Raw genomic sequence first — 22,423 nt, 5'->3', positions numbered from 1 at the left:
CGAACCTCAGCGGCCCCACGTGCTCGAACGGCGTGAACGACCACACCGCGCGCCGTGATTCCTCGACCACGTCCCACATACCCGCCACGCCGAACCCCCGCCGCTCGTCCGTCGATCCCGCGGCACGCGGCCGACGCGCGTCCGACGTCGGGGAGGCTACGGGCACGGGGCGACAACCCGGCTCATGCACGCCATCGAGTCACCGACCGGCCAAAGGATCGACGGGTCGACGGCGGGCTCGGTTTCGCGCCTTCCCGCCGTGTGTGCGTGCGGCTGCCGGTGGGCGGTGTTCGGCGGCTCGACACGAGGGGACGTCGATGGCGGGTTCCGTCCCCTTGCCGACGTCGAGAACCGGTTCCCGGCACGTCGCGCGGCCACGCTCGCGGAGGACTCGAGGACCCGGGCGCATTTGCCCGCCGGTGGTCTTCGTCGGGGGCGGGTGTCGTCAACGGATCCCGGTGGTGGTGAGGAGGTTGGCGACGCCGATGGCATGGGGGTGTCGTTCGGCGAGTTCGGTGACGATGTGGCGGATGGTGGGTCGGTCGCGGACTTCGCCGGGTGCTTCGTGGTGGGCGGCAATGAGGGCGGCGGCGGTCTGTTCGGGTTTGCCGAGTTGCCACCACGCGCGGGCGAGGTCGGTGTGCAGGCGTCCGCGCCGTTCGGCGGTGGGGAACCGTCCCGGGTGGAGGTCGCGTCCGGCGTGCAGGGCGGCGCCGGCGTCGCCGAGGGAGTACAGCACCCCGATCTCGTACAACCCCACCGATGCGGGCGTGACCGTGAACACCGTCCGCGCCTCGGGCCCGCTCGGCACGCGCCGGGCGGCACGTTTGGCGTCGGCCATCAACTCCAGCGCGTTCGCCCGGTCCCCGGCCGCCGCGCAGGTGTAGGCGGCGGTGCACAGCATCTGCGCGTAGGCGGCGGCCTGTTCCGGGGTGCTCAACCCGGTGGCCTCCACGCGCGCGGCCGCTTCCAGCGTCACACGCTGCGCGGTGGCCTCCTGCCCTTGGTGGCGCAACACGATGGCGAGCATCCGCGCCGACGATGCGGCCGCGAGGGGTGCGCCGGACTGGTGGGCGTACACCGTCGCCCGGTCGGCCGCGGTCCGCGCCCGCTGGTACCGGCCGATCTTGGAGAGGGTTTCGGTGGCGAGGTCGTAGCACGCGGCCAGACGCGCGAACGCCGCCGCGTCGCCCGTAGTGTCGGCGTGGGTGTGGCCGGCCGCGAGCAACTCCGGCAACGCCGCGACCAATCGGGCGTGATCACCGCCGTCGTACCACCCGCGAGCCCGCGCCAACAGGGCGAGCACATCGTTCCCGGTGGTGGGGGAGGAGCGGGTGGGGATGGACGCGAGCGCCTGGTCGATCCCGCCGAGCATCGTGGCGGGGACGGCCGCGAGGGAGGCGGTCAGCAGGCGGCGTCGGCGCATCGAATCGTCCTCCTCGTCCCGCCGCACGGCGGTCCGGCCCACCCTAGCCGGTAGCGGCGCGCTCACACCCAGTGCCGCGCCCAGCACCCCGACAGGCATGTCCACCGCTGCGGCCAACCTGCGCAACACCGCCACGTCCCGACCCGAACGCGCGCCCGACTCCAGGCGCGAGACGGTCGACGCGGAGTAGCCGACGATCGACCCCAGGTCGCACTGCCGCCACTTCCGCGCCAATCGCCCCAGACGCACCAGGCCCCCGACATCACCACGCGCGGCCAGGACCCGCACCCGCGGCGTATCCCACGGCGGACGGAGCTCGACCATCACGACCCCCTCGGGCGCGCGGCGTGCAGACGATGTCCGCCCCCACCGTAGCCGGCGAATCACCCAGCGTCGACGCCATGTGCACAACACGCACACCGCATGCACACCCCGCACACCGCCTTCCCACCCCCGCCCCGACGCGATGTCCTGGAAACGCACGACGGTTCGCACCACACACGAAGGGACTTCCCGTGGCAACTCCGTTGCTCCTGACCCGCCGACTCCCGATTCCCGCCCCGACCGGCCGCTCTCTGCCGTTGCCGGAGCACCGCTACGACCCGCTGGTCGGCGCGAACGTCGTCGCGGACGGCCGGCTGCTGGTGGAGGCGGCCGATCCGGCGACGGTGGCGAACTACACCAGCACGCAGGACCAGGGCGGCGTGCGCCGCAAGGACGACCCCAAGTAATGCCCCCTCGCGAAGCCCGTGTGATCGTCGTCGCGGCCGAGGACGACCTCACCGCCGACCTGGTGGCGAGCCGCCTCGGCCGCGACGCGTTCATCCGCCTGGACCCCGGCCGCCTGCGCGAAACCGTCACCGCCGGCGGCCGGTTCGCCGCCGGCACCTGGGCCACCACGATCGACGACGGCCGGCGGGCCGTGACCGTCGGCCCCGCCACCTCGGTGTACTGGCGCAAACCCACCCGCCCCGACACCCACCCCGACGCGGACGAACGATGGCGCGCCGACGAGAACACCACCGCACTCCTGGGCCTGCTCCGCGCCCATCCCGTCCTGTGGATCAACGACCCGCTCGTGGTCGACGCGTCCGAGCACAAACCCACCCAGCTCGCCTGCGCCGCCCGCCACGGTCTGCGCGTACCGGACACGCTGTTCACGTGCGACCCGGACACGGCCCGTACCTTCGTGACCGCCCACCGCGACAAGGTCGTGGTCAAGGCCCTCACCCAACGCCACACCACCCTGATCCCCACCACCCGCCTGCGCGCGTGCGACGACCTCGACGCGATCGCCGGCACCGTCCACTACCTCCAGGCCCTCGTCGAGGACCGCCTGTTCGACGCCCGCGTCACGGTGGTCGGGGATCGGGTGTTCGCCGCGTCGATCGCCACCGACGGTGCCCTCGATTGGCGTACCGTCCCTGCCGCCGACTGCCGCCATGCCGCGATCACGCCACCCGCCGACGTCGAACGCGCCTGTGTGGAACACGTGCGCGAACTCGGCCTGGTCTACGCCGCGCTGGACTTCGTCGTCACCGCCGACGGCTGGACCTACCTGGAGACCAACTGCGCGGGCGAGTTCGGCTGGATCGAAGCCCTCACCGACCTGCCGATCTCCACCGCGATCGCCCGCCTCCTCACCCACCACACCCGCGCAACCACTGCCACCTGACACCGCACGGCGCCCGTGCGCGCGAGGATGTGACGATGGACCCGCTGCTCGCCGCCGCTCTCGCCGCCCTCGACGTCACCGACGAGCCCCACCCCCTGACCACACACCACACCGACGCCTGGCGGGCCGGCCGCTGGAAGATCAAGACCACGACCGAACCGGCCGCCGCAGCCCTGCTGCTGCACGAGGCCGAAGCCGTGCGACTGCTGCATGCCCGGGGTCTGCATCCCGCCGACGGCCGACACGGGCGCGTCGGCGACGGGGTCTGGACTGCGGTGGAGTTCCTGCCCGGCGTCGACCTGTGGCGGTGGTGCGCCCTGGGCCGCGTCCCCGACCCGCCGCCCGACTTCGCACCGCGCCTGACCACGATCGCCCACCGCGCGTTCGCCGGACTCGACGACCTCCACGCCGCCGGATGGCGCCACGGCGACCTGCAACCCTGGAACATCCTGATCGACCCCGGCGACCAGCCCGTGTTCGTCGACCACGAATACACCCACCACCAGGGCCTGTTGCCACCGGCGGGCCCCTACCGGGGCGGCATGGACCACGCCACCACACCCGGCGTCGCCCGCCAACTCCTGCACACCCCACCCGAGGTCCACATCCGTCTCACCCCCGCCGACGAACGCCACGCCCTCGCCGCCGCCCTGCGCTGGGCTTGGACCGGAACCACCCCCGCCACCACCCGCGACGTCGGCCCGGGCGTCACCCTCGACGACCTCCTCGAGGACATCGCCACCGGCCGACACCACGTCCCCCTCGCCGACGCCCGCCCATGGCCGGCCCCGGAACTCGAGGCCCTCATTGCACACGCAACAACTTAGACCCCACCGACCACCACGGGCCGCCCAGCCCCGCGTGCGCCCTGCCCCGGATGCCCACGCCCGAGAGACCCCGCCTCGACAGCAGCCGCCTTCGACACCTGCGGGCGACGACAGCGCGGCCGCGGGCGCGGCCACGCGCGGGCCGCACGTCGAACCGGCACCGATCGGGCGTCCGCTCCACCGACCCCACAGCGACCGTCGACACCCTCCACCGAGCCCGGATGCGCAGCGTCCCCGGTCGGTACCCGCGGCGCCGACAGCACCCGAAGCGCCCCGTCGCCCCACCCGCCGAGGCGTACGCTTCGGGACCACGCCCCGACACGGCCGCTCACCTGAGCGAACCCATCTTCAGAGGCAAGTGGCCAGTGAGCAGCGCTCGCAAACCCGTGGCCGGATCAGATGCCTACTGAGACGCTCATGGGGTGGACATCGATGCACAACAGACGAGCGGGATCGAGGACGGCCCGGCTGGTGCGGCCGCGCCGTGGGCCTGGGACAACTGGCGGCGTCGGGACGCGGGAGAACCCGTGGTGACCACCGCGGAGTTCGCGCTCTACAGCGACGCATCGTTCGCCGGTGGGCCTGTGGGTGACAGTGGCCCGTATCGGTTCATCAGCACCCTTCCGGCTCCGTTCCGACCTCGCATGCGCGCAGGCGTGGTTCTGCGCGTGGACGATCACGTGCCGCGTCGGACGCCGAAGATGGATGCGACCGACGCCGAGGGGTGGTTGGCTTTGAGGCCGGATGACGAAATCGCGGTCCTCGGTTCGCTGGCTCTGGGAGTACGGCTGCGGTCCGGCGGTGCGGTGCGGGTGTTCGAGGACGACTCCGACCTGCGGGGTCGTCCCGTCGAGTACGACCATGAACCCTGCCCGTTCCGCCTTCCCGAACCTCCCGAAGTTCTTCCCGGCCTGGCCGGTCGGGTAGTCCCGTTCGAGGGAGTGGCCGAGTGGATGGGCCGCTTTCGGGACCTGGCGCCCGGACACGCCCTGGCGTTGATGCGCGCGGCCCGCCACTACCGCGACGCGCTGTGGTGGGCCGAGGAGGACCCCGAGATCGCCTGGCTGTGGCTGGTCTCGGCGCTGGAGACGGTCGCGGTCGAGGAACAGGCGATCACCGATCCCGTCGAAACCCTGGGCTTGTGGAACGAGAAGGTCCGGAAGGCCCTTGTTGCGGCCGGCGACGAAGACCTGCTGTGCGTGGTCGCGAAGGCCGCAGGACCACTGGTCCGCAGCACAGCGCGTTACCGGTCGTTGATAGAGAGGTACTTCCCCGCCCCGCCATCCCGACGTCCCGAGACGGACAGGGTCCTGTGGGAGCGCGAGAACCTCATCGCGGCCGCGACACAGGTGTACGGCTATCGCAGCAAGAAGCTCCATGTCGGGCTGCCGTTTCCCTCGCCCATGTGCGCGGCCCCGTTCACGTTCACCGGCCAGACACCGCCCGAGCGCCCACCCGGGCTCGCCTCTGCCGCCGGTTCGAGCACCTGGAGCGCAGCAGATCTGCCCATGCACCTGCATACCTACGCCCACATCACTCGCGAGGTGTTGATGAACTGGTGGCGAGCACACGCAACCTCGACAACCCGTGCCGCCGACACCAAGTCGAACGGACAATCTTCGCTTGAGTGAGCGGGGGCACGCCGGGACCGGTGGTGGTGTACGACGGCTGCGGACGGTGGCACCAGCCCGGACAACGACGGTGCAGATGCGTTGACGAGGCAGATGTTCGGGCGACATCCCGGCCGGACACGGCAGGCGCAGCGGGCCGGCCGGGACGGACGACCGGCCCGCGTGGATCCGTGTCGTGGAGTTCTCGTCCACGGTCGGCCGACGTCGCCTGGCGCCGCCGTCACGCGGGTTACGTGGTCGTCGGCCACCTGGGCCCGGTGTCGGAGTCGTAGGCCCACACGAACTGCGTGTCGGGAGTGACGGTCATTCCGTGGTCGTACAGCCCCGGGGCACCGGCGGCGATCCACCGGTCCCAGGCCGTCTCCACCTCGTCGCCCAAGCGCCGTGGGCCGCCCTGGTACAGCGTCGTCATGCCGTCCGCGGACGCGGAGTACACGGCCCAGGAGGCGTCGCCATCGTGGATCCAGGCATTGACGCCGTCGGCGTCGCGCGCGGCGCGCACCCGCAGCTCGGGCAGCGCGACACGCAACGCGAACAGCAGATGCGCGTCGTCGCACAACGGCGCCAGGTCCCGGACGACTTCGCGCTCCTCCCCGACCTCCGCGTCGCCGCGTACATCGGCGAAACCACGTTCGGCCGGGGTGCCCCGGGCGGGCATGAACGTGGCGAGCCCCTGAACCCACCCGCTCGCCGAGCCTCCGTCGTCCGCGACGGTCAACGCGAGGTGCCCCAACCGCCCCCACGGTGTGACCACACGGCCTCCGGGTCGGGCCTGCGCGATCCACGCCCACGGCACCCGCTCCACCGCGTACGTCGAGATCACCCGGTCCCACAGCCGCTCCGACGGACGACCGGCCGCGCCGTCCCCGACCTCGACGCACAGGTCCAGCCCGGAGGCCGCGAGTGCCTTGCGGGCCCCCTCGGCCAAGCCCGGATCGACCTCGACGCTGACGACGTTGCCGGGCCCGGCGCGCCGGGCGGCCAACGCCGCGTTCCACCCCGTCCCCGTACCCAACTCCAGGACCCGGTGCCCGGGTTCCAGGAGCAGCGAGTCGAGCATGTCCACCACCACCGCCTGGCACGACAGGCTCGACGTGGGAACCCCGTCGACGACCTGCGTCACCGCCGCGTCGTCCGGCCCCGCGTACACCAGCGCCACCCACGCGTCCTCGTCGACCCCCCGATCGACCGGCACATAGCCGTCGCCGTCCCAGCGCCACAGCCGGTCCGGCGCGAACTCGTCCCGGGGCGTGGACTCCACGGCAAGCCGGATCCACGGCGCGCGCTGTGGCCATTGCCCACGCCGATCCATCTCGACCGCCAACCGCGACCGCGCCTCGACAACATCCACGCGAGCTACTTGTCCTTCTTGTGCTGGCCGTTCGACGGCGGAGGAGCAGGCACCTGCCCATCGGAGTTGTTCGGCGGCGGATTCCCCTTCGACGGATCCGGCGGCGGCTTCTCGTGCTGTCCCATGAACGCCTCCTCGATCACCCAGAGAAACCCCATGATGACGCAACACCACATCGGCGCGGAAGACACACCCCACCGCGACCCACACCACCCGTCGCGCGGCACCCCCGGCCGCCTCAATTCCCACAGGCCAACGTCTCCGCTGCGCCCAGGCGAAGGAGTGTCCGGCGCCGTCAGAGCAGCACCGGGTTCGTCGTACGGGGTGTGCGTTCGCCACTCGGCGTCGCTTCGACCGGGACGACGATACGGGCGTGCGCGACCGTGTTCCGGTGCGGTGTTCGCCGCGCCGCGCCGATCGTCCGGGGACATCGCGGTGACCGTCGCGAACATCACGTCGTTCGCGCCGTCGAGTCCGGCGCGTCCAGCCGGTGCGCCGCGGTCGACGGACTGCCCGGCACCGGCCCCTGGGTCACTCGGCCGGTGCGCGGGCCGAAGGGCCCGGTCGCTCAGGTTCTGCCGGGTTTGCCCGTCGAGACCAGCAGGAGGACGGACGAGCCCGGTGCCACCGGTTCCGCGCCGCCCCGGGGGTGACTGCCGATCACCTGCCCGGCGGGAGCGTTCCAGTCCGTGTGCCGCATGATCGTGCAGCTCAGTCCGAGTCCGCGCAGCAGGCTTTCGGCCTGTTCGACCGGCATGCCGGCCAGGTCCGGCAGCGCGATGCCCGCTCCCGCGGTCCGCTCCTGCTCCCGTGTCGGAGTCGCGTCGGCGCTTCCGCTCCTGGGGGTGCCGGTGGCGAGCGGGGTGCACGCCCCGTTCGCCGGTGGGGACAGGGACGGGGAGGCGCCGGGCGCGGGCGGCACGGGCTTCAGCGCGAAGGACCCCACCGTGGCGCACGCCAGCACGCAGCACGCCGCAGCGGTGCCGAGGAGCGCCCGGCGGGTGCGGCCGCGGCCGACGGCTCGCTCGATCGCGGCCGCGTCGACGACCGGCGCCGTCGGCCCGTCGGCGAAGGAGGCCACCGCGGCACGCAGCTCGGCTTCGAGGCCCGGCTCGAACGGGGCCGGTCCGGACGACGTGTTCCTCACTTCGTACCTCCGAAAGCGGCCGACGGCGGGTGCGGCGCCTGGGCGCCCGATACGGAATCGCGCAGCTTGGCCAGGCCGCGGGCGAGCTGGGACCTCACCGCACTCGAAGAGATGTCCAGGACGTCGGCGACCTGCCGGGCGTCCAGATCGTGCAGGTAGTACAGGACCACCACGCTGCGCATGCCCATCGGCAGCCCGAGCAGTGCCTCGATCAGTTCCGCGCGCAGATCCACCTGCCCGAACCGGTCCCGGGGGTCGGCCGTCTCGGGCACCCCCGACAGCCCGGGGCGCTCGCCCCGGCGCGACAGCCGCCGCCAGCGGTCGTTGGCCAGGTTGACCAGCACTTTGCGCACGTACGCCTCCGGCGAGTCCGCCACCGCGACCTTCCGCCAGTGTCGGCACGCCCGCTCCAGCGTCTCCTGCACCAGATCCTCGGCCACGTGCACGTCACCGGTCAGCGCATACGCGGTGCGGAACAACGCTCCCGACCGCTGTGCGACGAACTCCGTGAATCCGTTGCCCGGACCGCTCCTGCGAAACCTCACCCGCCGACCTCCTCTCCTCGTCCCGTCCCGATCACTGCCCCCATGACGGCGGAACGGGGCCGGGTGCTGCACCGAGCCGCCGGCAGTGACGTGAATCACAGCCGGGACGGAAGGGTGTCCCAGGACCTCGCGCCGCTGCCGCCCGGGGTGCGGGCGGGTGCTCCGTCCCGGCTGTTTTGAAAGTTCTTGTCGATTGATCATGTGTTGACCGGTGCGTTTGCAGGATCTGGGATTTTGGATCTTGGGTGCGTGGCCTGGGTTTTGCGTCTTGCTCGGCTTTGGTCTGGCTTGTGGCCTGTGGTTTGCAGGATTTGGGACGGATGGTCGGTTCGGTTGGGAAAACCTGTGGACGGGGGCGGGGTTGCGTCTCGGTGGCTGTTCGTGTCGTTCCTGATCGGTGTCGTTTCCGAGGGCTGCCTCGGCGGGTGAGGCCTGGGACGTCCGGTCGGCGGGTCCTGGCCGCGGTTGAGGCGAACCGGTGTCGCTGGCGTGGCGGTTCCTGTGGGGCGCCTTTCGGTTTCCTGTCTGGTTTTCCTTACGACTTTCGGGCTCGGTTTTCAGTGGATGCCGGGTCCGTCGTGTTGTTGCGGAGTGGCTTCGTGTGGTGTATCCCGTCTCGTTGTATCGGAGGAATCATGAGTGATCGGCCGGTTTCCGAAGCCGGGGTTGTCGGCCCCGGGCCCCTGGTTCCCCTGGACGAGGCCTACGTCGCGCACGCGGAGGTCCTGCGCGAGGTGGCGGTGTGTGCGTGGGACGCGGTGCCGCTCGCGCGGGGCGCGGGGCGCGGACCCGGGCACGACCTGGAGGCGGCGCTGCGCCTGGCGGACCTTGCGGCGCGGTTGGTGGAGTGTGCGGTGGTCGTCGCGTTGGAGGGCGGTGCGTCCTGGGCCGATGTCGCGGTGTTGGCGGGGGTGGGCGAGGACGAGGCGCGTGGGCGGTGGGCGGGTCCGGTCCGGGACTGGGTGGGAGCGGGTCGACGACGTCCGCCCGGTCGGGTCGATTCGGTGACCGTCGCCGGTGACGTCGACGCCTGGTATCGCGGTGTGGAGCCGGGGGTCGAGGGTGTGGTGACGGCGGGCCTGGTGTCCGCGGGCCCGTCGGGGGAGGCCGCGCGGGAGGAGGCGGATCGGGGGCGTGCCGAGGCCGCGGCGCTGTGGAGGACGAGTCCGGGTGGGAGCCTGGAGTCCGGGGTCGCGTGGGCGAGTGGCCTGAGGACCCAGGCCGAGCACCTCGAGCGTCTCGCGGTCCTGGAGCCGCCCCTGGCGGACGAACACGTCGCACAGGCGCGTGAGCTGCGCGAACTCGCGGCGCTGGTCGAGCCGATGCCCGGCCCGTTCTGAACCCACCGCGAGTGTTCGGCATGGCGGCGGCGGTCGGGTGTCGGCGGGTGTCGAAGCCCGCCCGGCGCGGGACCGGCCCGTCCCCGATCGCGGCGTCGTCGATGTTCCGCCTCATGCCCTCCCGGCGTTTCGGGCGGTTCGATCCGCCCTCCCCGGCGGCCGGCCGGGGGGTCGACGTGTTCCGGTTCCGGCTTGTGTGTGGGTGGTTCCGTGGGTGTGGTGGTGCGCGCATACTGGTCGGTGTTCGTGGCGGCACACCGGGGAGGGTCGGGGGATGCACAGGCCGACGATGCGGGTGCGGGGCGAGACGGTGACGTTGCCGGGCACGTTGAACGAGATCCGCGCGTCGTTGTCGGCGGAGCAGCGGGAGGAGTTCGACCGGGAGATCGGCGACGCGGAGTTGCGGCATCTGGCGCAGGTCGCGGTGTCGTGGGCGATCCCGCGCGAGGCCCGCGACGACGCCGACGCGGCCGTGGCGCGGATCGAGGCCGGCGACCTGGACGGTGTCGTGAATCCCGACGGCACGCCCGCGACGCCGTGACCTGGCGTGTCCAGCTCACCGACGAGGCCCGCGACGGTTACGACCACCTCGACGCCCGCCAGAGGAGCGCCGTCGACCGGGGCTTGCGGGAGCTTGCCGACGATCCGTATCGCAGCGGTACGCGTCCCGAGGGCAAGGATCCGGACCGGCGCACCGTCGCGTTCGGTGACGTCATCGTGGTCTACGTGATCAGCGCCGGCGTCCTGGTGGTGACCGTCGTGCACCTGATCCCGCTCTGAACACACACGCCGACCGGTCACCCTCGGAGTCGGCGGCCAGGGTCCGCGATGCCGGCTTCGTCTTCCTCGGTGGGGTTCGGCGAGTTGTATCCGCGGGCCGCGTCGGGGGTCGGTTGGCGTTCCGGGTTGCCGCACGCCCGGGGTCCTGATCGGGACGGTCGTGGCGTGGTGGTCGGGTGCGGACGATCCGGTGGAGACGACTCCGGGGGTGGCAAACCGTTGGATGTGCCACTGCGCTGACGCGAGGGCGCCGGCTCGTTCGCCGGCGAGGGTGCGGTGACTTACGAGAACGCCGGCCTTCTCCCCGGCATCGGCGACAGTTGCTCGTCGTTCTACGCCTGGTCGTGCGGGCGACGGTAGCGGACCGTGCGATCCGGTGTGGTGAACGCGTGATGGGTGCGCCCCGTGTACTCCACGCGTTCCACGACGGCTCGGAGGCCGTGACCGGCATGGACGCGACCGCCGCAGACCCGTGGGGGAGCGGCTCCGTCGCGACCCGGTCGAAGGACCGGCGTGAGGTGACGCTCGGCTGCGGGATTCTCGTCGTGTACCGGATCACAGCCCATCGGCTTCCGGTGACCGTCGTCGACATCCTCTCGCCGTGGCGCGAACCTTCCAGCTCGTCTCGGTTCGTGTGGCGCCGTGCGGGAAACGACGTCGAGGTCCCGCACGTCGAGGGCGTCGCGCCCGCCGGGGCGCTCCGGCCGTGTCGCACCTTCATACGGCACACGGCGGGCCGATCGGCGCGGCACCCCTACGCCCGTGCCCGCTCGAGGACCTCGCGTGCGGGCGCGCGACGGGATCGCTGCCCGCACGGGTCGCGGCCCGGACACGCGTGCCGTCGTGTCCTCTTCGACGCGGCTCAGTGCCGGTGTTCGGCTCTTCCCGAGGCGGAGGGTCCGAAGCCGTTGCCCGGCCCCCGAGCCCGCGTACGGCTTCCGGTGTCGCCAGGGTCGTCGTGCGCGCCGGTTGGTTCCGTGCTCGTTTCCATGGCCCGGGCGTGTCGTTGTCGGGCGGTGTCGCGCAAGATTTCGCGGAGTCGTTCGGCATTCGTTCCGCGTGTCTTGACGGCGTGGCAGTTCGGGCACAACGCGATCATGTTCTCCGGGTGGTCCCGGCCGCCGCCGGCGAGATCCCGGACGTGGTCGACCTCGAGTATCGGTTCGCCGGCCGGCGTGACCTCGCGGAAGTCGCCGCTCGCGCACACCGGACTCTCACACCGGCCGCCTGAGCGTGCGACGACCAGGCTCCGTGCCTCGCGCGAGCGTCGCAGCCGGAGGACGGCGGTCTCGCGCGGCGGGAGACTCCCCCGATCCGGGGCCTCCAGGTCCCGGACCCGCCGACGGTAGTCGGTCGGCACGGGGATCGTCGCGTCCGCCGCCGATGTCGTGGCGGTCTCCTCGGGAAGCGGCTCCACCCGAAGCTGTGCGGCCGTGGTCCCCGGAGTGCAATCGGGACACCACAGCTTGTTCCGCTCGGTGTACTCGCCCTCGCGCGCCCCGGGGACCAGCCGCCGCCCGATGGGATGACCACGAAGGTGGAGCGTGCACGCGAGGCCGTACTCGTAGTCGTGGAACCGCCCGTCCTCGCTCCGCTTCCGTCGGACGACGACCTCCAGGTTCCGATGCGGCTTGGCGTACTGCACCAGCCATCCCGGTATGCACGAGGGCCCGTCCGGCACCTTCCGCCAAATGCCGTCGACACCTTGCTCCTTGTCCAACAGGCCCCCCACGCTCACGGGTGCCGCGCACACCCCGGCCACGCAGACTACGGCGGACCGGCATTGTCGTGTGCGGGGATCCAAGGGCTTGCGCGAGGCCGCGCCCTGTGAGTTCTCGGGTTTCTTTGTGGGCATGGGCTGTGGTCCCGGGGTTCGGCCGGACGGATCCGTGTTTCCCAAGGTGCCGTTCGACCCGCCCGGATCGCGGGTGTCCGGTTCCGATCGGGGACCTGCGGTGTGATGACCTGCGGTTCCGAGGTTCGGCTGGAATGCCGGATGTATCGCGGGAATCCCCATGGATTCTCTTGTGTCCGGGCGGGGGATCGGGCCGTGCGCCGCGGCGGCGCGGTGAGGTGTTTCGGGACCTCGACACCGGCCGACCCCCGACGCTGCCGGAGCCGGCCCGGTAGGGCATCTCGCGTCGGGTCGACGTTCGAGGGCCGGCCGTCGGACGCCGGGCCGGTCCGGTGGCGCGTGAGCGGGCCCGGACACGCCCGAGGCGGTCGACCGGTCACCGATCGACGCCTCGAACCCCACGCGAACCTCACTGTGGTGTCGCCGTTCGGCCGGCCGTGTCCTACCGCGAACTCGTCGTGTCCCCGCCCGTGTTCTCCTCCCGCCGCCCGACGTCCCCGATTGCCGTCGTGGCCGTCATCCGGGGATGCCCCGGGCGGCTTCCGTCCGGGCCTGTGCGCGGACGGGCGGAGTCGGCTCAGCCGAGGAGTGTGTGGGTGATGTCGGCGATCGTTCCGGTGAGGTGTCCGGTTTCCGGGCCGGCTCCGACGAGGATCACGAGTGCGAGGGTGGCGAGCGCGGTGCGGACGCGTCGTCGCCGCCGCGGTGATGCGGTCCCGCCGGTCGTGTCGGTCGTGTCGGGCCGGTCGGTGGGGGAGTCGGGGTTCGTGTCGGTGGGGGTGTGGCGCCGGAAGGGGTTTCGCACGGGTTTCTCCCAACAGGGTTCGGGTGTGGGCGAGTTGCGCGGTCCGAGGTGACCGACGGAACCCACGATTACGGCCCGGACGCTGTCGGTGACCGGGTTGGATGATTGTTCGGCGGACGTGCCGGGGTTGTTCGGGAAACAACCCCGGGTTGTCCCGGGACAACGACGCGGGCAGGGGGCGGGCGTGGGACGAACCGAACGCCTCGAGCCGGGAGTTGAACGATCTGGTGTGGTTGTTGCGCGACTGGCTGGACGAGGCCGGTGTCACCGTGCGGGCGTTGCACGCCGCGCTGACTCCCGAGCATCTGACCCCGCCCGCGCACCACGACCGCCCCGACCGCGTGCCCGCCGCGACCGTGCCCACCCTGCGCGTGCTGCGCACACGCCTGAACGGCGAGGGTCTGACGTGGGAGTTGGTCGCGGCGGTCGTTGGCGTGTGCACCAACGAGCACACCCTCCAACACGAACGCCTCGAGCACGCCCGCGCGTTGTGGACCGCCGCCTACCGCCGCCTACCGCCGCCTACCGCCGCCTACCGCCGCCTACCGCCGCCTCACCCCGCGGCGCCGGCCCCGTGCCCGCGGACACCGAGCGGGCGTTCCCGTGCCCCGGGTCCGCGCGCCCCGGATCCCCCGCGCCGACCCCGCGATCACCCGACGACCGCGACCGTCTGATCGCCGCGCTGGAGGAGGCCAACGAACTCCGCAAGGCCCTGGACGAGAGCCACCGGGCCCACGCCCGCGCCGAGAAGGCCGCCCTGCTGCTCTACGTCCTGGCCGACCACCTCCACCGACACCTCACCGACCTCACCCGCGAACGCGTCCACCTGCTCACCCACCCCCCGATCGACCACGACCGATTACACGGACTCGACCACGAGATCGGCCTCACCCGACACCGCAGCGACATCACGCTCGACCACCTCGACCGGGCTCGCACCGCCCGCGACCGGGTGAAGACGAACACGATGGAGTCGTCGCCCGCGTTCGAGCTGTCGACCAGGGTCGAGGTCGCGTCGGGGTAGGTGCTGGGGATCAGGCCGCCGCCGGAGCCCCCGGCCCCGACGACGGGATTGCCGTTCACGATGCCGGAGTTGCCGGTGCCGCCCCGGCCTCCGGCCCCGTAGCCGGCCCCGCCGCCCCGCCCGCGCCCGCCGGGGAGGACGGCCTGCCCGCCGGGTTGGGCGTTGCCGTTGGGGAAGGTGCCGGAGGCGCCCGCGGTCGAGGTGCCTTGGCCGATCCCGCTCGCCGCCCGCGCCGCCGCTGGCGGTGGCGGTCCCGGCCTCGCCGCCCGCGCCGCCGCCGCCCCGCGAGCCCTCCGACGCCGCCGCCGAGGCCGTTGCGGCCGCTGTCGGCGCCGCGCTGGCCGGCGAAGGAGAAGGCCCCGGTGCCGCCGCCGGACCCGGCGGTCAGCAGCGGGGTGCCGGTGGAGTCGGTGACCGCGACCAGGTCCCCGCCGAGCCCGCCCACATTGCCCGCGGGCAACCCGGTGTCCAGGGGCCCTTCCTGCCGACGGTCGCGTTCAGGACCCGCCCGGGGGTGACGGCCGGCGTGGCCACCACGTGGGCGCCCTCGCCACCGGGCACCCGACCCCGTTCGCAAAGCCCCCGGCGCCGTCGAGCGTCACGACCACACCGGATACGGCCGGCGGGACGGTGACACTGCCGGTGCCCCGGCCGAGCAGGTGATCGTGGTCGTGGCGCCCGAGACCACCGGGGTGCCGCACATCCCGTCCGCCGCCGCAGGCCCGGCCAGCGCCACCAGTCCGCCGACGGTAAGGGCCGTGCTCGCGACCACCGAGACCGCGCCGCGCCGCCAACGCGGGTACGGGCGGCGCGACCGGATGATCGAAGACACGGATCTCTCCCCTTCTCCCGATGCGCGCCGTGGCGGCGGGAATCGGAGGACCCCGGAGACCGACGTCGAGCCGCCGCGTCCGTTCCTTCATCAACCGTCTTCGTCCGCTGGTTCGCCTTGCCCTGCGATGGACCGGCACGATGTGGTTGTGACCATCGAATTGCCGCACACGGCCTCCGAGGCAGTTGCGACGGCCGCCCAGCCGCGCCGCCGCGGCGAGAACCCCTTCGCGGCGGGTTTCCGATCCTTTCCGGCACGATAGTGGGAACCCCCGGGTGGGCCGCGCACATGTAGGGGTGTGAACATCTCCACCGAGACCGACCGCGATTTGTGGGACAGGGCTTGCGCGGGCGAACGCTCCGCGTTCGGTGACCTGTTCGATCGCCATGCCCGCGCGGTGCACAACTTTCTCTTTCGGCGCACCGGCTCGTGGGCCGACGCCGAGGACCTGACCTCCGCCGTGTTCCTGCACGCGTGGCGGATCCGGGCGGAGGTCGTGCTGTTTCAGGACAGCGCGCTGCCGTGGCTGCTTGGGGTCGCCCGCAACATGGCCGCGAACAGCGGCCGGGCGCTGCTACGTTACCGAGCGCTGCAGGCCCGACTCCCGCTCCCGCCGGCTGCTCCCGATCACGCGGACGAGGTGGCCGCGCGACTCGACGACGAACGCGCCATGGCGAGCGTGCTCTGTGCCGTCGCCGCGTTGCCCGAACGCGATCGCGAGGTGCTGGAACTGTGCGTCTGGAGCGGTCTGTCCCAGGAGGCGGCGGCCGCGGCCCTGGGCGTGGCCGTCGGCACGGTCAAGTCCCGGCTGCACCGGGCCCGCGCCCGCCTGCGCGACCTCGTGGCCGCGCTCCCTCCGCCCGCCGGCGATCCCGCCGCGACCAATCGTCCGTCTTCGTGCGTGAAGGACGTGTCCCGATGACGAGCCCCCACCACCCGCCCGCCGACCGGGATCTGCGGGCACACGCCGCACGCCGGGCGGAGGTACTGGCCCTGCTCGACGACGCGGACGGCCTCGACGACGCCGACGCCTTCGTCGACACGATCGTCCCCGTCGAGATCGCCGCCGCTGGCGCGCGGCGTTCCGGCGCGTCCCGGCGAGGACTTCTCGCGCGACACCGTGTCCCCCTGATCGCCGCCGCATCGGTCGCCGCCGTGGTGGCCGGTGTTGCCGTGGCCCTGCCCGACAGCGACGCCCGACCCCACAGGGGGTCGACTGCGGCTTCCCCGTCTCCCGCCGCAAGCACCTCGATGTTGCCCGAGTTGTCGAGGAACCTGCTTCCCGTACCGGCGGACCGGGCGATGTCGGAACCACTCGCCCGCAAGTTCGTGGCCGACTGCGTGCGGACCGTACCAAACCCCGAGGGCCGCCCACAGACCGAACTGGCAGAAAAGTTCCGCCCCTACCTGGCGGTGCGGACACCACGGTCGGGTCGGCCGGACGAGTACTTCGCGATCGCGGTCGACGACCGGGCCCGGTTCGTGGGGTGCGGAGGCGAAGCGGACCCGACATCGGTCCCGTCCCCGGAGGGCGACCCCCGGGACACCACCTGGATCGACGGCCCGGTCGACTACGGCGGCGGCGGGGGCAACTCGCTCGCCGGGAACTGGACGACCAGCGCGTGGGGCCGATACACCGGCGCCGTCAGCCGGATCACCATGGACGTCGGTCGAGGCGAGCAGGACGCGTTGATGGCGGGCGGGGTCTGGTACGTCTCGGCTTCGTCGCGGCGCCCGAACGAACCCGTGAACAACGACGACCGGCTTCGTGCGTACGACGCGTCGGGCGCGCTGCTCTGGGACTTCGTTCCGGGCAAGGCCCGGAGCGCGGACGATTGCGTCCGCACTCCCGACGGCCGCACGCTTTCCGCGTCCCCGCACGACGCGAACGCTCCGACGGAACCGCCGAAGTGCCGCCAGGCGATGCGCTGGACACCGGGCGATCCCCAGGGGCGCTGAGCAGGTCGGGGAGGAACGATCCGGATCCGATCGGGGTTGCCCAACCCGGGACGTCGGTCGCCTCGTTCGCGAGGGCGGCCACGACGGCTGCGTCTTCTCAGTGGCGGGTTCGGGGTGCGGTGGCCTGACCTGGGGTGGGGCACCGACCGGGAATTCGTCCTGTGTCTGGTGACCTGGGACTTCTGTCTGTGGTGGTGGGTGGGCCTTCCGGTGATGGGTGGGTTGACCTGTGGTGTCGCAGGGTTTGAGAAGGCCGCGCAACGCGATTGAGATTTCCCCTGTGGCGGGCTGTGTGTTCGCGTATCGGAACCGTGCTTGGCGGCCGTTCGTGTCGTTCCCGAGCCCGAGCCCGAGCCCGAGCCCGAGCCCGAGTCCTTGCCGACTGCCGCGCCGGTGGGTGAGGCATGGGCCTTTGCGGAGTCCGTCCGTGTTGGTGATCGGGTCGGGGCGGGGGTCGTTGTCCGTGTGGAGTTCGGCCGAAGGGCGCGACGGCGCGGACGATGGTGACGACCAGGACCCCGGAACACCGCCGAAAGGCTCGCTCCGCTCCGCTCCGCTGCGCCGTTGTTGTTCCGGCCCCGCCCCCGTGGCTTCGCCGCCGAGAGGGTGTTTGGGTCCTCGTTGTCGCCGATCCGCACGACTGCGGGACTCGCCGTTGGCGCCCGGCGGCCCGTCGTACGGTGTCGAAGGCCGGGGCTGCAAACGCTCTTTCAGGGTGTGCCGGGTGTCCCCGACGTTGGGGGTTGTGAGGGGTTGGGCGAGGCGGGGTCGTGGCGGGGGATGATGGTGCGGTGGTGGAGGTTCATGGGCATCGGCTGCGGTTGGGGGAGGGCTCGGGGTGCGGTTCGTGCCGGGTGGGTTTCCGTTGGTGGTGCCGCAGTCGCCGTTGCAGTTGTGGGCCTATGACGCGGGTCATTCGAGGATGGTGTTCCGTCGTCAGACGCAGTACGGGATCCGCTACGACGACGACCGGGTCCTGGACGTGTGTTTCTGGGATGTGCGGAAGGCGATGATCGAGCCGTACGTTCCCGGCGCTGTCGTGCGTCCGCTGGACGTGCCGCCGCCGGGTGAGGTGCCGGTGCCGGAACACCGTCGGGCGAGGTACTTCTCCGTCACGGGGACCAGCGCCCTGCACGGCGGCGCCGCCGGGCACTGGGTCCTGTGCGGGAGTGTGTCGTGGGGGTGGTGGGACATCGGGTGGAACGATCCGAGTCCGTTCCTGGACGAGGCGTCGATGGAGTCCCTCGACGCGGTCGTCTGGCGGGGGCGGGTCGAGCCGCCCGCGTGAGCGTCTGCGCGGCCGACTCGGACGATCCCGGCCGGGCCGGACGACGGTCGGTTCCCGATCGTGGCCGCCGGCGTGGTGCCGCCGGGCCCGGTCGGTGGTGTCACGTTCGGGCGGGCGCGTTCGTCGTCGTGGAGTGGCGCGTGCGCCGGGAGGGTGTTGTCGTCGAGGAGCCGGCGTACCCACGACCGGTGCGTGACGAACGTGGCTCGACACAGGCCGCGTTCGGGGTGGTCCTCCCCAAGGCCGCCGATCGCCGGGTCCACGGGGTTGTCGGGGTCGGTCGGTTCGGACAGGGCGGCGGTCACCGGCACCACGGTGAACGACTCGTCCCGGCCGGGGTACTTCGGGATCGGTCGCCCGGGCGCGGCAAAGACGGCAGCGCCGCCGACGTCGCCGATGCTCGTCACGCCCGACATCTCCACCCGACCCGACGCCCGCGCGGCCTCCTCGGCCGCCCCGGCATTCGGGGTCGTGGCATACGCTCCGCAGCCTCTCGGGCGATGGGCCGGACACGGGGTCCGCGGAGCGGGCAGACTGGGAGGGCCGACGGACTCGGGAGGCGTGATGGCGGTGGAGGGCAGGCCCGCGACGATCGCGGAGATTCGTGAGCGGTTGGGGCCGGAGGAGCGTGTCGAGTTCGAGGAGCAGCTCGCGAACACTCCGTTCGATCAGCTCTACGCGAAGATCGTGTTGGAGTGGGCGTTGACGCCGGAGGAGCGCGCGGAGGATCGTGCCGTTCTGGACCGGGTGCGTGCGGGGGACTTCTCCGGGTTGCGCAACCTCGACGGCACCCCCTTCGCGCCGTGAGTTACGCGGTGGCGTATGCGCCGACCGCGGAGGTCGAGCTCAGGCGGTTGGGGCCCGATCGGTTGCGTGCGTTTGAGCGGGGCATGAGCGTGCTGGCTCGGGATCCGTACGGGAACGGGTCCGCGCCCGCCCGTGCGGGCTACGAGGATTGTCGCGATGCCACCGTCGCCGACGTGGTCATTCGTTACGAGGTCTCCAAGTCGGTTCTGCGTGTCACCGTCGTTCGGGCCGCACCCAGCCCCTTCTGACGATCCGCCTTCGTGTCCGGAAGCGATGGGACCCGTTTTTCCGGTCGAGTTTTCCTCCTCGGTTTTCCTGTCGACTTTCGGGTTGGGTTGTTGTTTGGGTGCCGGGCTTGTGGGTGGCGTTGTGCGACGTTGCGCTGGCTGCCGGGTGGTTGTTGGTGTGAGTGGTCGTTGGTTCTGGGGTGGCGTGGGGTGTGGGCTGGGGTTTCGCAGTTGTATCGGGATGGTTGTTCCGGGCGCAGGGTTGGTGGGCGTGGTTTCGGGGTGCGGGTGGGTGTTCGGGTGGGCTCGGGCGGGGTTGTGAGCTGGGGTTTTCTCACTTCTGTTGGGTTTCGCGGGTGTTGTGGGATGCGTTGAGATTTTGTGCAGTTCGGTTGGGGATGCCATAGGCGGCGGTAGCGTTTGGCGGCCCGTTTCGGGTGGTCCGGGGGCTCGGCCCGAGGGGCAGCGGGGTTTTCAGGGTCGCGTGTGGTGGTGGATCCAGGACCGCAAAAGGTCGTCGGGTCCGGGGGCCAGCGTGTGAGTCCGAGTGTGTGGGCGGTGTGTCCGAGGAATGTGGTCACGGCCGGGTGCCGGTCGGGCCGGGGCGTCGCCGCCAGGCGCGTACGAGCGAGGGCGCGGGCGAGGGTGACCGTTTCGGGGTGGATGATCACGGGCCGGGCGGTGAGTCCCCAGGAACTGCCGTGCGTGGTCGTGTGGTCGGGGTCGGCCGCCGCCAGACGGTGTCCTCGCGCTCGCCATTGGCCGGACGAGAGCCGCACCGCGCTCGGCGTCCCTGACATTTTCAATGGCGTCGCGGGAACCGCAGTGCTTGAATACCGCGGTGGTCATGAATGTGGAAGAACTGCTGGCAGCGTACGATCGCAGCCTGCGTAGCCCGGATTCGGCGCATCCGCGATTCGGCACCGTGGTCGAGCGGATCGGACCGCTGGCCCTCACGCACTACGGCACCCACTGCATCGTCGATCACCCCGCCCTGGACGCCTCGATCTCGACCGCGCAGCTTGCTTCGCAAGTGCAGCAGTGCGCGGCTGCGCGTGTGGAACCTGTGGAGTGGCGCGTGTTCGCCCACGACACAGAAGCGTCACGGCTGACGGCCTCGCTGGAAGCGGCGGGTTTCACCGCAGGATGGGAGCGCAGTGTCCTGGTCGGCGAAGTCGCCGAGCTCGACTTCCCCCGGCCGCAGCCGGAGTGGGGAATTGAATCGGTCCGGTGGGACGAGGCGCAGGCGCAGCAGGCGCTCGACCTCTCCGCCGGCTCCGGGCCGCACCGGGTCCCCCTGTCGGTCTGGCACGCGATGGGCTCGATCCCGTACTGGGACGTCGATGTCCGCGTGCTGACTCACCGCGGAAGGGTTGCCGCGGCGTGCTGGCTGGAGACCGTTCGGGGCACCGGGTTCGCTGCTGTCGGGGGCCTGACCGCTTCACGTGCCGAACTGCTCGCCAAGCTGCCGTTGTGGCGGTTCCAGCCGCCGGCGAAGGGGTTCCTGGTCGCCGAGGCCGACGGGCAGCTGCGCAGCGCCCTTGTGGCCGTTGGGTTTCGGGACGTCACGATGGTCCGGTCCCACCGCTGGGCCCCGCCAGGCGAGCCCGCTGTGGCCCCGCCCGCGAGGCATTCTCTTCACGACGCCGGGTCCGGACGGATAGCGCGTCGCGGCGAGGCTCGCATCGGCTTCGATTACGCCAGCGGGAGCGGGCGGTATACAGCGCCGCTCGACTCGCGCCGTTGGTTCTACGGCATGCTTGACCGTGGCGCTCCGGCGATCTCAGCTGCCGAAGGCGTCATCGAGCGCGGCCTGCGTGCCTGCGTCCGGCCCGGTGAATGGGTCTACCAGTGCCGTCCATATCTCAACGGCTGGGAGTTCGATCCGCACCGCGTCGGCGGCCCGGGGCAGCCGCCCTGGCCGGGCAGCGCCATCGCCGACGATGAGTTCCAGTTCCTCGTCACCGCGGATGCCCGCCTCGGCACGTTCGCCCACTACGCCGAACAAGCCCTCGTCGTCTTCGGAGACGACCTCATCGAGCAGGTCGCCAATGACCTGGACCAACTGCTCGGCGACGGCGTCTGGACCTTCGGTTGAGCAATCGGATGACGCCCCGTCACCGATTTCTCGCGAATGTCCTGACTGAGCCGCATTCCGTGCCGTGAACCGGTGGAGCGCATCTCCGCAGAGACCGCGGTCGCGTCGTTGTGCCGGTCCCAGCCTGGGACGTCCGGTCGACGGGCTTGATGCCGTTGAGTCGATCCAGGGTTGCAGGCGTGGCGGTTCCTACGGCGTGTCTCGGTTTCCTGTCGAGTTTTCCTGTCTGGTTTTCCTCACGACTTTCGGGTCGGGTGTCCGGGTCTGTCGATGGCGCTGTGCGTGTTGCCCGGCCTCTGGCGGGATGGGCGGTTCGGATGTGCGGGGGCCGCAGGAGGGTACCCAGGCCGCTTGTGTAGCGGTTTCTGGTGGTTGCGTGGCGGGCTTGTGGTAGTTGTGGAGGCTGGTTCGATGGGCCTGCGGGTCGGTGTCGGTTCGCTTGCTTGATGTGGCGGTGGGGCCGCGGAGCGGCCCGGTCCGGGGTCCCGGTGGGACCCCGCCCGTCTCCCGAATCGTACCCGGGTCGAGTTTTGATGCATGCTCTTGCCCGGTGATGCCGATGCCGACCTAATATTGGAAGTGTTCGGCGATCGTGAAGTCGCCTGTTTCCAACAATCGTTGATGGGCGGCGGTTCCAAATCCTGTGCTGTCGTGGGGTATTGGTTTTGTTCCATGGGACGCCGCCCCGGTTTTCCGTCTCCCGCGTGAACACGGGCCCGGACGCGAACCCCGGTCGCTGCCGGCGCAGTTCCGGGGCAACGACGGTCGCCAGTCGAATGCGGGTGATGGGGTGGCCAATCGCGTAG

General features: G+C 71.6%; 22 protein-coding genes. 15 read left to right on the top strand and 7 right to left on the bottom strand.

The genetic code is table 11. The annotated features are described in order from the left end of the window. Positions 1–445: 445 nt before the first annotated feature. Positions 446–1,750: a helix-turn-helix domain-containing protein gene (locus EMA17_RS49030; protein WP_126643700.1), complete on the bottom strand. Its 1,305-nt coding sequence runs from the start codon at positions 1,748–1,750 to the stop codon at positions 446–448. Between the two features lie 191 nt (positions 1,751–1,941). On the opposite strand from EMA17_RS49030, the gene EMA17_RS49025 reads away from it, so the two are divergent. The 4 genes from EMA17_RS49025 (at position 1,942) to EMA17_RS49010 (ending at position 5,559) form a co-directional block, all read left to right on the top strand. After that, positions 1,942–2,157: a hypothetical protein gene (locus EMA17_RS49025; protein ID WP_126643699.1), complete on the top strand. Its 216-nt coding sequence runs from the start codon at positions 1,942–1,944 to the stop codon at positions 2,155–2,157. Beyond that, positions 2,157–3,101, top strand: coding sequence for an MvdC/MvdD family ATP grasp protein (locus EMA17_RS49020; protein WP_126643698.1), 945 nt, complete (start codon positions 2,157–2,159; stop codon positions 3,099–3,101). Before EMA17_RS49025 ends, EMA17_RS49020 begins: the two co-directional genes overlap by 1 nt. A gap of 35 nt (positions 3,102–3,136) precedes the next feature. Next, positions 3,137–3,928, top strand: a complete 792-nt coding sequence (locus EMA17_RS49015) for a phosphotransferase (RefSeq protein ID WP_246127397.1) — start codon at positions 3,137–3,139, stop codon at positions 3,926–3,928. A 422-nt stretch (positions 3,929–4,350) separates the two neighbouring features. After that, positions 4,351–5,559, top strand: a complete 1,209-nt coding sequence (locus EMA17_RS49010) for a hypothetical protein (RefSeq protein WP_126643696.1) — start codon at positions 4,351–4,353, stop codon at positions 5,557–5,559. A gap of 229 nt (positions 5,560–5,788) precedes the next feature. Here EMA17_RS49010 and EMA17_RS49005 read toward each other — a convergent pair whose 3' ends face one another. The 3 genes from EMA17_RS49005 to EMA17_RS48995 all read right to left on the bottom strand — a co-directional run bounded on the left by EMA17_RS49005 (position 5,789) and on the right by EMA17_RS48995 (position 8,602). Next, positions 5,789–6,910 (bottom strand): methyltransferase domain-containing protein, encoded by a 1,122-nt coding sequence (locus EMA17_RS49005; RefSeq protein ID WP_126643695.1) that lies wholly within the window; start codon positions 6,908–6,910, stop codon positions 5,789–5,791. A 568-nt stretch (positions 6,911–7,478) separates the two neighbouring features. After that, on the bottom strand, positions 7,479–8,057 hold the full coding sequence (locus EMA17_RS49000) for a PASTA domain-containing protein (protein WP_126643694.1): 579 nt from the start codon (positions 8,055–8,057) through the stop codon (positions 7,479–7,481). Next, positions 8,054–8,602 carry a SigE family RNA polymerase sigma factor gene (locus EMA17_RS48995; protein WP_126643693.1) on the bottom strand — a complete coding sequence of 183 codons (549 nt, stop codon included), beginning with the start codon at positions 8,600–8,602 and terminating at the stop codon, positions 8,054–8,056. Before EMA17_RS48995 ends, EMA17_RS49000 begins: the two co-directional genes overlap by 4 nt. 635 nt (positions 8,603–9,237) lie before the next feature. Between EMA17_RS48995 and EMA17_RS48990 the strand changes: the two genes are divergently transcribed. The 3 genes from EMA17_RS48990 to EMA17_RS48980 all read left to right on the top strand — a co-directional run bounded on the left by EMA17_RS48990 (position 9,238) and on the right by EMA17_RS48980 (position 10,722). Beyond that, positions 9,238–9,942 (top strand): hypothetical protein, encoded by a 705-nt coding sequence (locus EMA17_RS48990; protein WP_126643692.1) that lies wholly within the window; start codon positions 9,238–9,240, stop codon positions 9,940–9,942. A 274-nt stretch (positions 9,943–10,216) separates the two neighbouring features. After that, on the top strand, positions 10,217–10,483 hold the full coding sequence (locus EMA17_RS48985; RefSeq protein ID WP_246127396.1) for a hypothetical protein: 267 nt from the start codon (positions 10,217–10,219) through the stop codon (positions 10,481–10,483). Beyond that, complete coding sequence (locus EMA17_RS48980; protein ID WP_126643691.1) at positions 10,480–10,722, top strand: type II toxin-antitoxin system RelE family toxin; 243 nt, start codon at positions 10,480–10,482, stop codon at positions 10,720–10,722. Before EMA17_RS48985 ends, EMA17_RS48980 begins: the two co-directional genes overlap by 4 nt. Before the next feature lie 862 nt (positions 10,723–11,584). Here EMA17_RS48980 and EMA17_RS55685 read toward each other — a convergent pair. Both EMA17_RS55685 and EMA17_RS48970 read right to left on the bottom strand, forming a co-directional pair. Beyond that, entirely contained in the window at positions 11,585–12,577 is a 993-nt protein-coding gene (locus tag EMA17_RS55685; RefSeq protein ID WP_126643690.1) for an HNH endonuclease, read from the bottom strand. A 577-nt stretch (positions 12,578–13,154) separates the two neighbouring features. Continuing rightward, positions 13,155–13,382, bottom strand: a complete 228-nt coding sequence (locus EMA17_RS48970; protein WP_126643689.1) for a hypothetical protein — start codon at positions 13,380–13,382, stop codon at positions 13,155–13,157. A gap of 227 nt (positions 13,383–13,609) precedes the next feature. Between EMA17_RS48970 and EMA17_RS48965 the strand changes: the two genes are divergently transcribed. Both EMA17_RS48965 and EMA17_RS48960 read left to right on the top strand, forming a co-directional pair. Continuing rightward, positions 13,610–14,056: a hypothetical protein gene (locus EMA17_RS48965; RefSeq protein WP_160161857.1), complete on the top strand. Its 447-nt coding sequence runs from the start codon at positions 13,610–13,612 to the stop codon at positions 14,054–14,056. Further along, on the top strand, positions 13,957–14,406 hold the full coding sequence (locus EMA17_RS48960) for a hypothetical protein (protein ID WP_126643687.1): 450 nt from the start codon (positions 13,957–13,959) through the stop codon (positions 14,404–14,406). Before EMA17_RS48965 ends, EMA17_RS48960 begins: the two co-directional genes overlap by 100 nt. A 598-nt stretch (positions 14,407–15,004) precedes the next feature. Here the strand turns inward: EMA17_RS48960 and EMA17_RS48955 are convergent. Further along, positions 15,005–15,238 (bottom strand): hypothetical protein, encoded by a 234-nt coding sequence (locus EMA17_RS48955; RefSeq protein ID WP_126643686.1) that lies wholly within the window; start codon positions 15,236–15,238, stop codon positions 15,005–15,007. A gap of 298 nt (positions 15,239–15,536) precedes the next feature. Between EMA17_RS48955 and EMA17_RS48950 the strand changes: the two genes are divergently transcribed. The 6 genes from EMA17_RS48950 (at position 15,537) to EMA17_RS48925 (ending at position 21,617) form a co-directional block, all read left to right on the top strand. Next, positions 15,537–16,160, top strand: coding sequence for an RNA polymerase sigma factor (locus EMA17_RS48950; RefSeq protein WP_126643685.1), 624 nt, complete (start codon positions 15,537–15,539; stop codon positions 16,158–16,160). Further along, positions 16,157–17,197, top strand: a complete 1,041-nt coding sequence (locus EMA17_RS48945; RefSeq protein ID WP_126643684.1) for a hypothetical protein — start codon at positions 16,157–16,159, stop codon at positions 17,195–17,197. The genes EMA17_RS48950 and EMA17_RS48945 overlap by 4 nt, the downstream gene beginning before the upstream one ends. 922 nt (positions 17,198–18,119) lie before the next feature. After that, positions 18,120–18,485 carry a hypothetical protein gene (locus tag EMA17_RS48940; protein WP_148112350.1) on the top strand — a complete coding sequence of 122 codons (366 nt, stop codon included), beginning with the start codon at positions 18,120–18,122 and terminating at the stop codon, positions 18,483–18,485. Positions 18,486–19,049: 564 nt separating this feature from the next. Then, the gene (locus EMA17_RS48935) at positions 19,050–19,292 is read left to right on the top strand and encodes a hypothetical protein (protein ID WP_126643682.1); all 243 of its coding nucleotides are present in this window, start codon (positions 19,050–19,052) and stop codon (positions 19,290–19,292) included. An 83-nt stretch (positions 19,293–19,375) separates the two neighbouring features. Further along, the gene (locus tag EMA17_RS48930; protein ID WP_246127395.1) at positions 19,376–19,540 is read left to right on the top strand and encodes a hypothetical protein; all 165 of its coding nucleotides are present in this window, start codon (positions 19,376–19,378) and stop codon (positions 19,538–19,540) included. 826 nt (positions 19,541–20,366) lie between these two features. Then, a complete protein-coding gene (locus EMA17_RS48925) occupies positions 20,367–21,617 on the top strand; it encodes a DUF2716 domain-containing protein (protein WP_160161856.1) in 1,251 nt (416 codons plus the stop codon). The last annotated feature ends 806 nt before the right edge of the window (positions 21,618–22,423 follow it).

The organism is Embleya hyalina, assembly GCF_003967355.1.
GTDB lineage: Bacteria > Actinomycetota > Actinomycetes > Streptomycetales > Streptomycetaceae > Embleya > Embleya hyalina.
This window is presented reverse-complemented; position numbering and strand designations above follow the sequence as displayed.

What these genes read in the sequence shown, in the direction of transcription:
- EMA17_RS55685 (WP_126643690.1), bottom strand. Translation starts at nt 12,577, where the DNA reads ATGCCCACAAAGAAACCCGAGAACTCACAGGGCGCGGCCTCGCGCAAG.
- EMA17_RS48940 (WP_148112350.1), top strand. Translation starts at nt 18,120, where the DNA reads ATGGTGTTCCGTCGTCAGACGCAGTACGGGATCCGCTACGACGACGAC.
- EMA17_RS48925 (WP_160161856.1), top strand. Translation starts at nt 20,367, where the DNA reads ATGAATGTGGAAGAACTGCTGGCAGCGTACGATCGCAGCCTGCGTAGC.
- EMA17_RS49020 (WP_126643698.1), top strand. Translation starts at nt 2,157, where the DNA reads ATGCCCCCTCGCGAAGCCCGTGTGATCGTCGTCGCGGCCGAGGACGAC.
- EMA17_RS48945 (WP_126643684.1), top strand. Translation starts at nt 16,157, where the DNA reads ATGACGAGCCCCCACCACCCGCCCGCCGACCGGGATCTGCGGGCACAC.
- EMA17_RS48930 (WP_246127395.1), top strand. Translation starts at nt 19,376, where the DNA reads ATGAGCGTGCTGGCTCGGGATCCGTACGGGAACGGGTCCGCGCCCGCC.
- EMA17_RS48935 (WP_126643682.1), top strand. Translation starts at nt 19,050, where the DNA reads ATGGCGGTGGAGGGCAGGCCCGCGACGATCGCGGAGATTCGTGAGCGG.
- EMA17_RS49015 (WP_246127397.1), top strand. Translation starts at nt 3,137, where the DNA reads ATGGACCCGCTGCTCGCCGCCGCTCTCGCCGCCCTCGACGTCACCGAC.
- EMA17_RS48985 (WP_246127396.1), top strand. Translation starts at nt 10,217, where the DNA reads ATGCACAGGCCGACGATGCGGGTGCGGGGCGAGACGGTGACGTTGCCG.
- EMA17_RS49030 (WP_126643700.1), bottom strand. Translation starts at nt 1,750, where the DNA reads ATGGTCGAGCTCCGTCCGCCGTGGGATACGCCGCGGGTGCGGGTCCTG.
- EMA17_RS48990 (WP_126643692.1), top strand. Translation starts at nt 9,238, where the DNA reads ATGAGTGATCGGCCGGTTTCCGAAGCCGGGGTTGTCGGCCCCGGGCCC.